General features: G+C 34.4%; 16 protein-coding genes. 1 reads left to right on the forward strand and 15 read right to left on the reverse strand.

Translation table 11 applies throughout. The annotated features are described in order from the left end of the window. From B0E44_RS16155 to B0E44_RS16200, 10 genes are all read right to left on the reverse strand, one after another. Positions 1 to 1,064, reverse strand: a 1,064-nt coding sequence (locus tag B0E44_RS16155; RefSeq protein ID WP_254423312.1) for an ABC transporter ATP-binding protein, incomplete at its 3' end; no start/stop codon positions are given. 51 nt (positions 1,065 to 1,115) lie between these two features. After that, positions 1,116 to 1,985 (reverse strand): ABC transporter permease, encoded by an 870-nt coding sequence (locus B0E44_RS16160; RefSeq protein WP_174565136.1) that lies wholly within the window; start codon positions 1,983 to 1,985, stop codon positions 1,116 to 1,118. 206 nt (positions 1,986 to 2,191) lie between these two features. Next, on the reverse strand, positions 2,192 to 4,141 hold the full coding sequence (locus tag B0E44_RS16165; protein ID WP_077377609.1) for a nucleoside-diphosphate sugar epimerase/dehydratase: 1,950 nt from the start codon (positions 4,139 to 4,141) through the stop codon (positions 2,192 to 2,194). A 215-nt stretch (positions 4,142 to 4,356) separates the two neighbouring features. Further along, positions 4,357 to 4,941: a sugar transferase gene (locus tag B0E44_RS16170; protein ID WP_077377612.1), complete on the reverse strand. Its 585-nt coding sequence runs from the start codon at positions 4,939 to 4,941 to the stop codon at positions 4,357 to 4,359. A gap of 33 nt (positions 4,942 to 4,974) precedes the next feature. Further along, positions 4,975 to 5,943 (reverse strand): glycosyltransferase family 4 protein, encoded by a 969-nt coding sequence (locus B0E44_RS16175; protein ID WP_077377615.1) that lies wholly within the window; start codon positions 5,941 to 5,943, stop codon positions 4,975 to 4,977. Positions 5,944 to 6,212: 269 nt separating this feature from the next. After that, on the reverse strand, positions 6,213 to 7,082 hold the full coding sequence (gene rfbA / locus B0E44_RS16180) for a glucose-1-phosphate thymidylyltransferase RfbA (RefSeq protein WP_077377618.1): 870 nt from the start codon (positions 7,080 to 7,082) through the stop codon (positions 6,213 to 6,215). 164 nt (positions 7,083 to 7,246) lie between these two features. Next, complete coding sequence (rfbD, locus tag B0E44_RS16185) at positions 7,247 to 8,104, reverse strand: dTDP-4-dehydrorhamnose reductase (RefSeq protein ID WP_077377621.1); 858 nt, start codon at positions 8,102 to 8,104, stop codon at positions 7,247 to 7,249. 620 nt (positions 8,105 to 8,724) lie between these two features. Further along, the gene (rfbC, locus tag B0E44_RS16190; protein ID WP_077377623.1) at positions 8,725 to 9,273 is read right to left on the reverse strand and encodes a dTDP-4-dehydrorhamnose 3,5-epimerase; all 549 of its coding nucleotides are present in this window, start codon (positions 9,271 to 9,273) and stop codon (positions 8,725 to 8,727) included. Between the two features lie 96 nt (positions 9,274 to 9,369). Then, entirely contained in the window at positions 9,370 to 9,831 is a 462-nt protein-coding gene (locus B0E44_RS16195; RefSeq protein ID WP_077377626.1) for a dTDP-4-dehydrorhamnose 3,5-epimerase family protein, read from the reverse strand. Positions 9,832 to 9,974: 143 nt separating this feature from the next. Beyond that, positions 9,975 to 10,367: an endonuclease domain-containing protein gene (locus B0E44_RS16200; protein ID WP_165688819.1), complete on the reverse strand. Its 393-nt coding sequence runs from the start codon at positions 10,365 to 10,367 to the stop codon at positions 9,975 to 9,977. Positions 10,368 to 10,989: 622 nt separating this feature from the next. On the opposite strand from B0E44_RS16200, the gene B0E44_RS16205 reads away from it, so the two are divergent. Continuing rightward, entirely contained in the window at positions 10,990 to 11,748 is a 759-nt protein-coding gene (locus tag B0E44_RS16205; RefSeq protein ID WP_077377629.1) for a hypothetical protein, read from the forward strand. Between the two features lie 247 nt (positions 11,749 to 11,995). Here the strand turns inward: B0E44_RS16205 and B0E44_RS16210 are convergent, their stop codons facing one another. The 5 genes from B0E44_RS16210 to B0E44_RS16230 all read right to left on the reverse strand — a co-directional run bounded on the left by B0E44_RS16210 (position 11,996) and on the right by B0E44_RS16230 (position 16,953). Next, a complete protein-coding gene (locus B0E44_RS16210) occupies positions 11,996 to 12,889 on the reverse strand; it encodes an NAD-dependent epimerase/dehydratase family protein (RefSeq protein ID WP_077377632.1) in 894 nt (297 codons plus the stop codon). Between the two features lie 3 nt (positions 12,890 to 12,892). After that, on the reverse strand, positions 12,893 to 14,098 hold the full coding sequence (locus B0E44_RS16215; RefSeq protein ID WP_077377635.1) for a glycosyltransferase family 4 protein: 1,206 nt from the start codon (positions 14,096 to 14,098) through the stop codon (positions 12,893 to 12,895). 4 nt (positions 14,099 to 14,102) lie between these two features. Continuing rightward, positions 14,103 to 15,245: a non-hydrolyzing UDP-N-acetylglucosamine 2-epimerase gene (wecB, locus tag B0E44_RS16220; RefSeq protein ID WP_077377638.1), complete on the reverse strand. Its 1,143-nt coding sequence runs from the start codon at positions 15,243 to 15,245 to the stop codon at positions 14,103 to 14,105. Between the two features lie 43 nt (positions 15,246 to 15,288). After that, a complete protein-coding gene (locus B0E44_RS16225) occupies positions 15,289 to 16,407 on the reverse strand; it encodes an NAD-dependent epimerase/dehydratase family protein (protein WP_077377641.1) in 1,119 nt (372 codons plus the stop codon). A 132-nt stretch (positions 16,408 to 16,539) separates the two neighbouring features. Then, the gene (locus B0E44_RS16230) at positions 16,540 to 16,953 is read right to left on the reverse strand and encodes a WxcM-like domain-containing protein (protein WP_077377644.1); all 414 of its coding nucleotides are present in this window, start codon (positions 16,951 to 16,953) and stop codon (positions 16,540 to 16,542) included. Positions 16,954 to 16,994 lie beyond the last annotated feature (41 nt).

Consider the following 16,994-nt stretch of genomic DNA (forward strand, 5'->3'; position numbering starts at 1 on the left):
GATTTTAATTCATATTCTCCTTTTTCTTCACAAAATTTAATCTCTTTAAATAAATTCAACTCATGAACTAAAGGAACTTCATCTACAGAAAGTATTTGATAAGAAACAGCTGGATCGATAAGTTTGTATGGTGAAATTAAATTAATTCTCACCTCAATCTTTTTACCAAAATCATGATAATATCCTTTTGAACTTGTTAAAATTTCTACTTTTTTAATATAAGGACCGTCACTATTTTTCGTGCTTTCAAAAGAAACACACTGCTCTTTATTTACGTCTATATAATACTCAACTGACTTTTCTATTTCTCCATCAAAAATCACCTTCCCATACTCCATCACAATCCCCCTAGTGCACAAACTTCTAACAGCCGCCATATTATGACTCACAAACAAAACAGTTCTACCACCTTCTCTAGAAATATCCTGCATCTTCCCAATAGCTTTCTTTTGGAACTCAGCATCACCTACCGCTAACACCTCATCAATCACCAAAATCTCAGGTTCTAGAAAAGCAGCCACGGCAAAAGCCAAACGCACTGTCATCCCGCTGCTGTAACGTTTTACAGGGGTATCTATATAGCGCTCACAACCGGAAAACTCGACAATCTCATCAAGCTTGGAGGCAATTTCTTTCTTTGTCATTCCTAGAATGGCACCATTCAGAAAAATATTTTCTTTACCCGTTAACTCAGGATTAAAACCAGTCCCCACTTCAAGTAAAGATGCAATACGCCCACGAGATTTAATACTCCCAGTAGTAGGAGCCGTAACCTTCGAAAGTATTTTCAACAACGTAGATTTCCCTGCTCCGTTCTTACCAATGATTCCCAAAACTTCGCCACGCTCTACCTCAAAATTAATGTCTTGCAATGCCCAAACATAATCACTTGTTCCTTTGGTACTACGGTCATTGGTATCGCCTATTTTTAAATAAGGATCTTCCTTTCCCCGAACTTGATGCCACCAACGGTTCAGGTCGTGACTCAAAGTTCCCGTACCTACAGTTCCCAGGCGGTATTGCTTGGAGATGTTTTCGGCTTTTAATATTATATCTTTACTCATTTAATTATTAAACTCTAGTACAACTGGTTACTAAAAACTGAACACTGCTCACTAAACTGTATCTATAAACCTCTTCTCGGTTTTATTAAAAATCAATAGTCCCACAAAAAAAACGCCTACCGTTACCAAAAAAGTATATCCCAATCCCAAAATCGAAATTTGTCCCACATTAAGTAACATATAACGAGCCGTTTCTATAATATACGCCAAAGGATTATATTGTACTAACCAACTGTATTTAGGCATTTTTTCCTGCAGCAAAGCCATAGGATACATCACAGCCGATAGATACATCAACAGCTGGATTCCGAATCCTAGCAAATAACTAAAATCACGATACTTGGTCACCATAGACGAAATCAACATCCCCAATCCTAATCCCAAAATTCCCATCAACATAACTAAGACAGGAAAAAATAAAATAGAACTATTTAAACTCAAAGAAGCTCCTTTTATATAATAGAACAGATAAAAAACAACAAAAATAAAAAACTGAATACCAAACTTGATTAAATTGGAAATCACCACGGATAGTGGCGTAATTATTCTAGGAAAATAAACTTTACCAAAAATCGCAGCATTAACTTTAAATGTATCAGATGTCCCCGTGAGACAAGCCGTAAAATAATTCCAAACGGTAATACCTGCCAAATTAAACAAAAAAGGTGGCACCTTTCCGGTATCAATTCCTGCGACAGTGTTAAAAATAATAGTAAATGTAATGGAAGTAAACAACGGCTGAATCAAGTACCAAAGTGGTCCTAATACGGTTTGTTTATAAACGGTAACGATATCTCTTTTAACGAATAGCAATAGTAAATCACGGTATTGCCAAACCTCTTTGAGATTCAAAGAGAAGAATTTATTCTTTGGAGTTATCTCAAACAGCCAATCGTTATCTGTGGTATTTCTAATGTTCATTGTTTTAGATCTAAAAGCGATAATAGGTAAATATGCTTGTCACAGATTTAAATAAAATTCAAATGTAACAATACCATTTAAAATATAAAAATCCATCTTAGCTCCCTCTCCTTTGGAGAAGGTTGGGGTGAGGAAAACAATCGTAATCAAAAAAGGTTTACAAGAACATCTCTTGTAAACCTTTTCTATATCTATTTTTATAATACTTATTTATCCAAAATTTCAAAAGTCGAATTCATACTCTTAAACTCAGGAACAATGACTTTCATCTTGGCAACAATATCATCATTGTCAAAGAAATTAGCAATTCCTATCAATTCATTAATATCAACATGCAGATTTTCAAATTCATCTTGAATTTCTTCTGCAATCATGATTTTTTCATGGTAAGTGGGTATGGTCTTCGCCGTATCATTTAACAACTCCTCATACAGTTTTTCACCAGGTCGCAAACCTACTACCTCTATCTTAATATCTCTATCAGGTATAAATCCAGCCAATTTAATCATCTTTTTGGCTAAATCTAAAATCCTGACAGGTTTACCCATATCAAAAATATAAATCTCACCCCCATTCCCCATAGCACCAGCTTCTAGAACCAACTGACAGGCTTCTGGTATTGTCATAAAATAACGAATAATATCCGGATGTGTAATTGTTACAGGACCACCGTTGGCAATTTGCTTGGTAAACAATGGAACTACAGAACCATTTGACCCCAAAACATTTCCAAAACGAGTGGTAATAAATTTAGTGGCGTTAGGCCTATTCTCTCTTTGGTTTTTTATTTGCAAAGATTGCACGTATTTTTCCGCAATTCTTTTGCTGGCTCCCATAACATTACTAGGATTAACCGCTTTGTCGGTAGAGACCATCACAAATTTTATTACTTCGTGTTCACATGCTAAATCAGCCAAATGCTTGGTACCCTCTATATTGGTTAAAATCGCTTGTGATGGATTTTCTTCCATTAAGGGCACATGCTTATAAGCTGCTGCATGATAGACGACTTGAGGTTTATACATTTTAAAGACCCTATTCATCGCTTCCTTATTCCTAACATCTGCAATGACATTGTGAATTTTTGATTTCGAATGTATTTTTTCTAATTCCAGACTTAAATGGTGTAAAGGAGTTTCTGCTTGATCCAAAATAATCACTCTTCTTGGATTAAACGTCAAAACCTGTCTTACAATTTCACTGCCTATAGAACCTGCAGCTCCAGAGATTAAAACGGTTTTGTCTTTCAACTGTTTTGAAATGGACTTATTATCCAAAACAATTGGCTTTCTTTCCAATAAATCTTCAATCTGGATATTTTTTACCTTTTGAGAAATCTCTTTTTGATTTTCCCAGTCAGTGATTAAAGGTACAGTATACACTCTATAATTAAATTCCAAACATTGATCCACAATAATCAATTGTTCTTCTTTTTCCAAGCTTTTATCTGCCATAATTACTGCCTCAGCCCCTACAGAGCGCATTAATGACGGTAATTTTTTCTTTTGGACCAATATTGGTAAATCCAACATCCTTTTGGAAGCGTTTTGATTGTTTCGGTCAACAAATCCAACGATTTTAAAACGCGTAGGAGTTTCGAACTTTAAGGCATTCGCAACCGAAATGGCATTGGCATCAGTTCCGTATATGATAGTACGTATTAATTTAGTTGGACTTTTTTCGGAGAGATACAATTCAAAAGTTTGCTTAACAACAACCCGATATAAAAACAACCCGCAAAAAGAAAGTACCACATTAATAAAAAGAGCTGTGGTCAAAAATACCCTTTCATTATACAATAACTCATAGGCAAAGTTGAATATTAAAAATACCACCAAAACAGACATTTGTGAAAACAAAAGCTTGACGGCATCTATATAAGATGAATGTCTAATAATCCCCGAATAGGTTCTAAACAGCCAAAAAAAGAAAATATTGATTCCAAAGAAAGAAAAAGTAAACAATACGTCATGCGTAGTGTTAATGTACTTCAAACCGGTACCTCTAAAAATAAGCAAGGTAAAGAAGAAGGCTACAATTAAAACTGAAAAATCAATCATAATTATAATCCATCTTGGAAGATAACTTAAATTACGAATGCTTAATTTTAAATTGTCTCTTGAAAAAAATCCGGTATAAGGGGAGTTTTCAATCATTTTATATGGTAATTAATTTTCTAAAAAAAACGAAGATTAGTGACAAAAATACACTTTTTTATCTGCATGGTGATAAATTAACAGCACTTAAAAAATATTTTACCGATGAAACACAAAACAAAACAGTAACGTATTGTCAGTAAATATATTGTATTTCTGCCCAAATTTCAGTTCTCTTATTATATGTTATTAGCAGTATGAATATTTATAACTGTTCATTTTGACCTATTGCATATTAATTTAAAAGTAGCCAAGATAATCTTTAAGTCAACATGAAAACTTTGATGATGATAATATTCCAAATTCATTCGCAATTTATCTGGGAAAAGGATTTTATCATTATACTCTAAAGGAAAATCTTGATTATCCAATAACGCATCTTCATTGTAATATTTCAAAGATGCCAAACTTGTTAAACCCGGTTTTAATTCGAGAATTTTTCTGTTTTCGCCTTCCAATAAATCATAATAACCCGCAATATCAGGTCTTGGCCCCACTATACTCATTTCCCCTTTCAAAACATTAATCAGCTGAGGCAATTCGTCAAGCTTATAATTTCGTAGAAATCTGCCTGTTTTTGAGATTCGAAGCTCCATCCTATTGGAAGTAATTTGAATGGTCCGGAACTTGTATATTTTAAATCCTTTCCCAAATTGACCTATACGTTCTTGCGTGAAAAGTCCATTGGATCGGGTATCAATAATGGCCATAAACCAAGCCAACAACAATAACCAAAAAAACAGAAAAAACGCAATCAGCGAAAATGAAATGTCAAAAATTCGCTTTGGATAAGTACTCAATTAGATCTTAATTTAGGAAAATAAAACATGCTTTTATTTATTGCAGATATCTATTTTTCTCATATTAATTTTCTGAACGACCTTATTCCTAATTAAAAGATAAAAAATGATTTCAAATAGTAAAAATGAAACAACGACAGGAAGGGATAATTCACCTCTGTTTTCCAAATAAATCAACAGTCCATTTATAGACAATTGAATCCCGGAATACAATAAAGACACAACAATATGGGAATAACCTAATTCATTGGCCAAATATTGGTACAAATGAGAGCGGTGTGGTTCAAGAATATTTTCTTTCTTTTTGATGCGTGTAAAAATAGTAATCACAGCATCAATTCCATACACGGATAAAAAAAGCAGATAGCCTATCTGTCCCGTTAACATAATTGTCTTTATCATAAAATAACCCAAAAACAAAGCCATGCTGATACTTCCAACATCTCCCGCAAAAGTTTTTGCTTTCTTTCTGACATTAAATATACCAAAGGCACAACAAGACAATCCCATAGTTAGCAACAAAGGAAGGCTCTCTTTATTGATGCCTAAAAAAGAAAAACTCAGGATAGTAACAAATGCATACAATACAGTTATTCCGTTAATGCCATCCATAAAATTAAAAGCATTAACCCAGCCTATCAGCAAAATAAAAATAATTGGTAAAATCCAAATGGCTTGGGCAAACAAATTTAAATCATAAAAAACCAAAGCAATTGCTATCGCATGTGAAACAAATCGAGGCAACTGCGACAGGGGTTTTATATCGTCTATAAAACTAATAAGCGCTACCAGAATTACTGCTATGGCAACAGGCCAAGAAACATAACCCAACAAACAAGCAATTAAAATAGCTGTCGGAAAAATTATACCGCCCCCTCGCAAAGTAATGGAAGTATGCGAAGAACGACTATTGGGTTTATCAATAATATTGTAATGGTCTGCAATCTTGAAATAAATCAATTCAATACCAATGAATAAAAAAAGTAATGCTACGTAAATCATAGAGAAAGTTATGTGTTGTGGGTTTAGAGTAATGGATAATGGGTTATTTATTAGGCATCTATTTTGTTATCTAGAACGCGGTCGTAATGTCACTAAATTAGGTTTTTTTTATTAGTTCTTTTCTAAATTCAACTCTCAAAAAAGATACGTAGACGCAAAGAAATACGCTCTAAACTTTGCGCTTTTGCGCCTTAGCGAGAATAAACAAAGCTTAACTTAATCACATTGAGTGCGTTCGAGAGTCACTACTGACAACCGATAACTGACAATTATAATTTGTGTTTCAAAAGCCCCAATAAATACTCTCCATAACCAGATTTCTTCAAAGGCTCGGCCAAATCTCTCAACTGTTGTTCAGTTATAAAGCCTTGTCTCCAGGCAATTTCTTCGATACAGCCTACTTTAAGTCCTTGACGTTCTTCCAAAACCTGAACAAATTGTCCAGCTTGCATCAAACTGTTAAAAGTTCCGGTATCCAACCAGGCAGTGCCTCTGCTTAAAATCCCAACTTTTAATTTACCCTGCTCCAAATACACTTTATTGACATCGGTAATTTCATATTCCCCTCTTGCACTCGGTTGGATATTCTTGGCAATTTCCACCACCGAATTATCATAAAAATACAATCCAGGAACCGCATAATTTGATTTAGGTTCCAAAGGTTTTTCTTCGATAGAAAGCGCTTTCAAGTCTTTATCAAATTCAACTACTCCATAACGTTCCGGATCCGAAACATGATAAGCAAAAACGACTCCTCCTTCAGGATTGCTATTCGACTGCAATAACTCATGCATATTAGCTCCAAAGAAAATATTATCCCCTAAAACCAGCGCCACAGAATCCGAACCAATAAATTCCTCTCCAATCACAAAAGCCTGTGCCAAACCATTCGGAATAGCTTGCTCCGCATAACTGAATTTACAGCCAATTGCCGATCCGTCTCCAAATAATTTCTTGAAATTAGGTAAATCATGTGGAGTCGAAATAATCAATATTTCATGAATTCCCGCCATCATCAATGTCGATAAAGGATAATAAATCATCGGTTTGTCATAAACCGGCATCATTTGCTTACTCATCGCAAGCGTTAACGGGTGTAATCGGGTACCAGATCCTCCGGCTAGTATAATTCCTTTCATTTTCTTTTAAGTATTAAGCTATTTTGAATTTTAAATATTGCTAGTCTCTAAAACCGTAAAGCAAAATTAAAGACAATACTCGCAAAGCTTAGCGAACTTTGCGGTATTCTTTGTGAACTTTGCGGTTAATTTTTTGTAGTTAAACATGAGAATTAAAAAAACAACTACTCTTTCAATAAGCTCATGCATTTTTCTAAACTAGTTCGATAATCCGGAACTACAACACCAAAAATTTCTTTTATCTTAGTCTTGTCCAATAAAGAATATTGAGGACGTTTTGCTGGTGTAGGATAAGCCGAAGAGGGAATACCACTGATTGTGCAATCAAATCCTCCAATCTCTTGAATCGCCAAAGCAAATTCATACCAACTGATTTCTCCTTCATTCGAGAAATGATAAATTCCAGCTTGCCAATTGGGGTGAGCAATAATCGTCATTATGGCTTGAGCCAAATCGGCTGCATAGGTAGGGCTTCCTATTTGATCATTAACCACATTCAAACTGTCTCTTTCTTGCATCAATCGGGACATCGTTTTTACAAAATTGGCTCCAAAACTTGAATAAACCCATGAAGTTCTAATAACGATACTATCTGGATTTTCTTCGAAGCATGCCTTTTCACCAGCCAACTTCGTTTGTCCATATACATTAATCGGAGCTGTTAGAGCCGATTCGGTTAAAGCAGTTGCCGCTGTGCCATCAAAAACATAATCCGTAGAAACATGAATCAATTTACAATCAGTATTGGAACTCCATTTCGCCATCACAGCAACAGCTCGATGGTTCAGGATATCTGATAATTCAAATTCAGATTCTGCTCGATCCACAGCAGTATGAGCAGCACAATTAATAATAATTTGTGGATTAATTCTGGATATTTCAGAAACTAAATTATCTAAATTGCACAAATCCAACTCTTCTCTATCGGTAAAAACCCATTCAAATTGGCTATAGCTTTTTGACAAAACATTCAACTCCGAACCCAATTGTCCATTGGCACCGGTAACTAGTATTTTTTTCATTCTTTATTTAGTGCTGAGTAGGCTAGCAATTAGTCTTTCGTGCCAATTTGAAAACCCCTAATTAATTAATTTATTTTACTGAAAGTCCATAGATTTTGGTTGGCAGACTGAAAGTCTGCAAGGGTGTAACACCTATTTATTTGCCACTAATTACACTAATTAGCACTAATTAATTTGCGGAAATTTGTGACTTGAAAAGGCGAAGCAAATTTGTGGCAAAAATAGTTGCAGAAGCTAAAGCAAAATGCACTAAAGCAAATAGTTTTAAACTATATCTGAGACCAATAAAAAGCATTTAATTTGTAACCATATATGTTATAAGTTAAAACAAGTTAGATTGCCAAATTAGTACTTAAAAGGAAATATAAGTTAAAACCGTTCTTTGTAAGGTTACGTGACTTTGCTCAAATGAACTGTAGTTTTTACTTGATTTTATTCAAATTAAAAGCCTATTTGACTTATATGTTTTAACAATGTATTTTAAAAATGCTGTTATTGATAGAATTAAGCGGTTTCTGAAAATAACACAACCGATAACAGATAACCGATAACCGATAACAGATAACAGATAACTGATAACTGATAACTGATAACTGATAACTGATAACTGACAACCGAAATTAAAACTCACTATTACATTCGTCAATAAATGGAAGAACTTGATCTTTTTCTGAAACTATTGCCTCATTTAAATCCATTCCCCAATCGATATTCAATGAAGGATCATCATATTTAATTCCACCTTCAGAAGCTTTATTATAAAATTGATCACATTTGTACATTACCGATGCAGTTTCGCTAATAACCGAAAATCCATGGGCAAATCCTTTCGGAACCAATAATTGCTTTTTATTTTCAGCAGATAACAAAACACTAAATGCTTTCCCATAAGTAGCCGAATCTTTTCTTAAATCTACAGCGACATCAATTATTTCACCTTCTAAAACACGAACCAATTTAGTCTGTGCAAAAGGAGGATTCTGATAATGTAACCCTCTTAAAGTTCCTTTCTTAGAAAAAGATTGATTATCTTGAACGAATTCGATATCTATACCTAAATCTTCAAATTTAGTTTTGCTATAAGATTCAAAAAAGAAACCTCTTTCATCTCCAAAAACAGTTGGCTCTACAACTACTAAATCTTTAATAAATGTTTCTTCTATATTCATATTGTATTTTTATATTTTGAAAAATTGAAAAGTAAAAATACTTAAACTTTTAAACAACCTTAAACCTTTAAACTCTTAAACTTCTAGACCAACAACTCAAAACACTTTGTCATCCCGAGCGCAGTCGAGGGGCCACATCCCACTATCAAACCTAACATCATCTTGCCCTGTTCTATCAAGCGGTAAAGTAGAAAAAGAAATCAATTTAGACCCCACTTCCAGCGATTCAATCGCATTAGCATAACCTTCTGGAATGTGAAGTATGTTACTTTCTGTTGCACTAAGAAGTACACTTTCTACTTTTAAATCTTTCGATGGCGATTCCCAATGGTCTATTTTTACATAATGCACTTTTATAATTCCTTGAATGCAATAAAAATATTTGTTGTCAATTTTATGTCCCTGCCAAGCCCTCAAAGGTTTTTCGGCTGAATTACTGATAATATAAAATCGCTCAATGCTGTCAAACTTCATATCGTTCACAAAAGAAATCTGCCCTCTGTGATCAGTATGGATTCCTCCCTTGATTAATTGAGGATATTTATTATTCTCTAACATATACTTTTTCTATTAAACTAATTTCCCAAAACTCAAAATTCACACGTCTATTTTCGACTCCCTTTAGGGTCGGGGCAAAACCAAAATCTCACACCCCATACCTCAATTTTCGGTTCCCTTCAGGGTCGGGTCAAAACGAAAATTCACAATTCCATATTTACAAACACCTTGATCTTCTTTAAGACCTCATCTAAATTCAACAACAACTCTTCATTGGTAAATCTAATGAGCCTTAGACCTTGAAATTCAATGGCTGTAGTTCGTTCTTCGTCAAAAATTATCTGCTCTTTGGCTTTATGATATCCTCCATCAATCTCTATAACCAATTTGAGTTTATGACAATAAAAATCCGCAATGTAAATACCTAATGGATGTTGCCTCCTAAATTTATACCCTTCCAATTGATTTTCTCTTAACGCTAACCAAAGAAATTCTTCTGCTTCAGTTGCATCCTCTCGCAATTTTTGTGCATTCGCAAAAATTCTTGGCGAAGCACCTTTCCACATATCTTCAGCGCTAAATGGACTTTTTTTCATTTTTTATAGCAAAAAAAGTTTTTTATTCACCCCACACCTCAATTTTCAGCTCCCTTTAGGGTCGGGACAAAACGAAAATCTTTCACTTCATCTGTCCATTTTCGGCTCCCTTTAGGGCTGGGGCAAAACGAAAATCTTTCACTTCATCCGTCCATTTTCGGCTCCCTTTAGGGTCGGGGCAAAACGAAAATCTTTCACTTCATCCGTCCATTTTCAGCCCCCTTTAGGAGTGGGGCAAGACGAAAATATCACACTTCATCCGTCAATTTTAGGCTCCCTTTAGGGCCGGGGCAAAACGAAAATCTTACACTTCATTCGTCAATTTTAGGCTCCCTAATTTAATACTATAATAAAAATCCGTGTAAATCTGTTCAATCCGTGTCATCCGTGTGCCATTTTTAAACTTGTGGGTAAACGGAATTTTAGCCTCGGGGCAAAACGAAAATCTCAAATCCAAAAAACAAATCCTGTAAGTACGAGTGATTTTTAAAGCATTCCAAAATTCTTGTTCACAAAAAAATACTTTTGCTTTAAAAATTGTACCGAGAACACATAACAGAAAACCGACAACTCATAACTCACAACAAATAACCTAATTTTCTTATATTGCAACTAAAAAACTATGGCAAAAGTAACAGCGCCTTTTATAATCGAAGGCACAATCGACGACATCAACTTCTATATCGATCAAGAAGGAATTAATAGAGCTAGACTGAAACCGGAGTCACACATGACCTCAGACAGGTATAAAAACTCACCCTCTTTTCATAAAATGAGAATGCAAAATCAAGAATTTGGACAATGTGCAACAATAGCCAAAACATTTCGATTATTGGTAGCTGAGTTCAACAAACAAGCCAAAGATGGAAGCTTTGCGGGCAGAGTCAACAAACTCCTTCTCGAAATTCTCCAAGAAGACACCATAAACGAATTAGGATCCCGTTTATTCTCCGAAGGAATGAAAACCTGTTTTGGTCAAAAATTACTTTTGAATTTCGAAAGCAACAAACTCAGACCGCTATCAAAAGTCTTAAATGAAAATAAAAAATGGGAAATAAAAAACAATCGCTTTTCCCTTCCCTACTTCAATCCGACAAATGACATCAATTGGCCCGAAGAAGCCACTCATATCACATTCAATCTAGCCATTGCCAATTGGAACATAGAAAACGATACCTTTTCTACTAACTATGCGCAACCCATTATCCTATCAAAAACAGACGAAAAACTAAATATAGTTCTTCAAGTTCTACCCCCTTTAGAACAAAACCTACAACTCACTTTTTTATTCATTGGGTTTTCTAAACAAAGAGGCAGCAGAAACATCGCTTTACATCGAAAACACAACACAGCTACACTAATAGCTTATCAGTACTTGTAACAAACCGAAAACTTAAAACTCGCCTGTCTCCTAGAGCGTAATCGCATTATATTAAACTTTGATTTTTATCGCAGAACAACTAAAGCACAAAATTTAAAACCATTTTCTTTGCGTCTCTGCATCTTTGCGAGGGCTAGGTTTAGAAAAAAAGCTAGAAATCATTAAACAATTTCAAACGTTTAAATAGACAACCGAGAACTCACATCTCACATCTCACATCTCACATCTCACATCTCACAACCGAAACCTACCTCCCAAATGACTCAAAAGTCTTCATCAATCCCTCGCTTGCTGAAACAGGCAACGACTTCCCTAAGGCTTTAACTATCTTTTGATTACTCACTACATAATTCTCTGTCAGTTTTTGCAAACGTTCTGAATTCAAAGGCATATTCAAAATATCTCCTAATTTAGTTAGTCTCCTAATCCAAGAAACAGGAATGTGCCAAATATCACTTTTCTTACCAAAACTTGTCCCTAACAATTCTATCAATTCATTAGTAGACATAACCTCATCGTCTGACACTTGATACACTCCCGAAGGAATCAACATGTTTTCCAATATTTCTTTGATAACAAAACAAAGATTCTCAATACTTAAAAAAGAACGTTGATTCTCAAAAGCCCCCAAAGGCCATGGCAATCCTTTGGCAACCAATTGATACAACAAATTCAAATTACCCTTATTTCCTGGCCCATGTATCATACACGGTCTAAGAATATAGACTCGTTTTCCTTCGGGCAATTCCTTACTCAATATGTATCCCTCAGCCTGATGCTTAGCAATACCATAATGTGTTTTAGGATTGGGTTCTTCGTCTTCGGTCAATATTCCTTTCACTTCATCAGCCACCGCTTTCACTGTACTCATGAAAATAAAAACACTAGCATAAGAACTTAAAAAAGCATCAAAAAGTTGCTTAGTTAACTCAAAATTGGCTTCGTAATAATCCTGTGGATTGGATACTTTTTTTAAATCGTGAGCTTTTCCGGCTAAATGAATAATAGTATCACATTTTAATTCAAACTGCTGATTAGGTATATAGCGTACACTCATCGAATTTATTTCATGAGAAGTCTTCAAATAATCTTTAAGATTTGTCCCCACAAAACCTGTAGCTCCCGTTATTGCTATCTCCAAAGTTTAATTTTTTAAAATGAATTCTAGATTGTCAATACACTTACTCAAAGTGAAATTTTCTTCAAAATAATTAAATCCATTTCTTCCAAGAATATTTCGCTCTTCATTACTCATTCCATATAATTCCAGTACTTTTTCAGCCAAACCATTATAATCTCCAGCATTCACAGACAATCCACAATTGGCATCATTAATAATCGCTGCTCCCTCTCCGCTCAACATTCCTAAAATCGGTTTTTGAGTACATAAATAAGCTTGCAATTTTGCGGGTACAGTTACATTAAAAATTAATTCATCTTTTAACGAAACTAATAAAACATCAGCTTGATTAAAAAAAGTTTTCATTGCATCTATCGGAAATCTTCCCATAAAATGTACGGTTTTACCTAAATTATTTTCTTGAACGAAATCCTCAAGCTGAACTTTGCTTCTACCATCTCCAATAAAAACAAAATGAATATCAACCTTTTCTTTAAGAATTAAAGCAGCTTTTATTATGGACTCTACGTCTTGGGCCACTCCTATATTTCCAGCAAAAACAATCTTAAAACCTTTAGGTAAATCAGGGACACTATAATCCGAACTCCCTTTTAAAATAGAATCCTCCGCCCAATTAGGAAAATAAATTAATTTTTTATTGTAATTCCCTTTAGCTAAAATAGACTCTTTAAATCCTTTGGAACTAATTAAAATTTTATCCGAATTATTGTAAATATACTTTACCATACTTGTAAAAATTGACAAAACATATTTATTTTTTATTCCTCCTGCCGATGTCAGACTTTCAGGCCACAAATCCAATACCCAAAAATGAAGAGGAATTTTTTGAATTTTTTTTACCACAATAGCTGGAAATCCTTGCGTAATCGGAGAAGGCTCATGAACTAAAACTACATCAAATTTCTTCTGAAAAGATAAAGACAAAGCTTTGAAAGAAGCAAAAAAGGCCCAACTGAAATAATTTAAAAAAAGTCTAATTCCTCCACCTTTTCCTCTGGGAACTAACCAAGTCCTAATTACATCAACTCCTTGATAATTTTCTTTGGTTCTTTTAAAAAATCCATAATTTTTATGAATTTTCCCATCGGGGTAATTTGGCAAACCAGTAAGAACAGTAACTTCGTGTCCTCTTTTGGTCAATTCAAGCGCAATATCATTACTTTTAAAATTCTCTGGGTAAAAATATTGAGTTACAAGAAGTACTCTCATTTTACTAATTTATTTCGCTCCAAACTACTCTCTTCACATAATCCGTATAACTCAATATGATTCGAACCATCTTTTCTGACACATTAGGCATTGAATAATCGGCCACAGGTCTAAAATTACGCTCAAATCCTCTTTTTTGAGTTTGCAACTGTGTCAATCCTTGCATAATTCTTTCTGGATTCAACCCTACCATCATCACTGATGCTTCTTCCATAGCTTCTGGGCGCTCGTGAGCATCTCTAATATTCAAAGCTGGGAAGTTTAAAGTAGAAGATTCTTCTGATATAGTACCACTATCTGATAAAACGGCATACGATTTCATTTGTAATGCATTATAATCATTAAAACCCATTGGTTTTAAGAATTGCACTTCAGAACGCATTGCAATTTGTTTAGAATCAATCATCTTTTGAGTTCTTGGATGTGTACTTACAATAATCGGATAACCATATTTTTCGGCAATCAAATTAAGGCTCTCCATCAAGCCCTTAAAGTTTTTGTCACTATTGATATTTTCTTCCCTATGGGCAGAAACTACAAAGTATTTATTTTCTTCCAAATTCAATTTATCTAAAATACTGGAAGCATTAATTACGGGTAAATAATGGTTAAGTACCTCAAACATTGGCGAGCCTGTTTTGATAATTCTATCTGCAGGCAAACCTTCACGAAGCAAATATTCGCGCGCTATATCGCTATAAGTTAAATTCACATCAGAGACATGATCCACAATTTTACGATTGGTTTCTTCTGGAACTCTTTGGTCAAAACAACGATTCCCAGCTTCCATATGAAAAATAGGAATATGACGTTTCTTTGCAGGAATAGCACACAAACAACTGTTGGTATCCCCTAATACCAAAAAAGCATCAGGTTTCTCACTTTCCAATAAAGGATCAATTTTAATTAAAATCTGACCAACTGTCTCAGTAGCTGTTACCCCTGCTGCATTGAGAAAAAAATCGGGTTTACGGATCCCTAAATCATCAAAAAATATTTGGTTTAATTCATAATCATAATTCTGTCCAGTGTGTACTATTATATGCTCAATAGCTGCCGAAGCGTCTAACGCTGCCATTACTCTTGATAATCGTATAATTTCTGGCCGTGTACCAACCACAGTCATTACTTTTAATTGTGCTTTCATTTTTTATTTTCTTTTACCTAAAAGGCCTAAATTTAAATCAATATTATACGTTTTCGAAATAGGTATCCGGATCATTAGGGTCATAAAACTCATTAATCCAAAAATTGGTATAAAGAATCTCATCCCCTATATTTTTTATATTATGAGTGTACCAAATCGGCATATCAACATAAGCGGGTTCATTTCCGTCCAAATAAAAATCTAGCACTTCATCAGTACCAATGCGGCGCAATTGAATTAACGCCTTCCCTTTAATAACTGCAAAACGTTCAATTTTTCTAGTGTGATAATGATTTCCTCTGGTAATTCCTGGAACGGTCGTAGAAAAAGAAACCTGTCCCCCTATACCTAATCGAATGATTTCTACAAAAGAACCTCTTGGATCCGTATGCTCGACAAATTTTACAGGAAAATGATTTTTTATATCCATATAACAACGAAACGTATTGAATAAATTCAGTTCGAATGCATTGTTTATGGTTGGAATAATTCCGTTGTCTTGATATTGCCCTTTATAGGATTCAAGTAATAATAATAGCTGGGAAACTTTGGATTCTGACGTATGGGGAATAATAATTTCTGCTTTACTTTTCCCACTTCTAATTTCTAAAAGAATCGCATTAACCAATTCACCCACATAAATCAGTTTCATATCGCCGTCCACTTCGATAACAGGAGTGTCATTATGGGACAATTTATGACAAAAAGTAGCTACCACCGAATTGTAATTGGGATGTCCGAAAGGTCCAAAAACATTAGGAATAATCATCCCCGTGAATTTACCTCCAGCTCTATTCGCCCAATCCACCATTAACTCCCGTCCTTCTTTTTTTGATTTCCCATAAAGATTATCTCTTTCTTCTTGGGTTGAAGACGAAAATAAAACATGTGCTTTAGAGCCTGTAAGTTCAAGAGATTTTATCAATTTTTGAACTAAACCGATATTCGTATTATAAATAAGTTGAGGGTCATTATGACGGTTCATCGCTGCCAAATGGATAATAACATCACATTGCTTAACAAACTTATTCAGTTTAGTTGAGTCGTCAAAATATTCTTTTTTAAAATCAATTCTTTCAAATTCATCTGGAAATAAACCTAAAGTATTGTACAAATGTGTCCCAACAAAACCCGCCTGACCTGTAATTCCAATTTTAATCATAATAATATTTTCTAAATTATTTCACGCTAATTATTTTTTCACGCAGATAATCGCTGATCTAGCTCCACGCTGATTTTTAAGATTTAAAAAAATCTATATTCATCTGTCTTTTATAATCTGCGTGAAACGTTTCTATTTAAAGTAATCAATACCAAATCGGTATTCATCTTGAATTTCTCCTAACAAATAATCCGCCATGACCAATAATTTTGCTCCTCCTTCTAATGCTTGAATACTACTCACATAGCCTGGTGGAACATGAAGAACATCAAGCGTTTCAGCATTTATGATAAAAGAGTCTGGTTTCAAATGTTTGGAAGGATTCTCCCAATTATCAATGGCAATCAATTCAATTTTGAAACTGCCTTGCAAAACCGAAAACCACCGTTGCTCAATACGGTGTCCCTGCCACCCACGAACAAATGTGGTTTCCTTATTTTCTATTAAATAAATTCTTTTGACGGCTGTTGCATCAAAAGAATTATTAAATTGAAGGAAACCTCTATCATCGGAATGACTTCCTCCTTTTATTATTTTTGGCAACATTTTTTTAATTCTTCAATCGTTAATCTTTAATCTACAATCAA

Source organism: Flavobacterium sp. A45 (assembly GCF_002001005.1).
In the GTDB taxonomy this organism is placed as follows: Bacteria; Bacteroidota; Bacteroidia; order Flavobacteriales; family Flavobacteriaceae; genus Flavobacterium.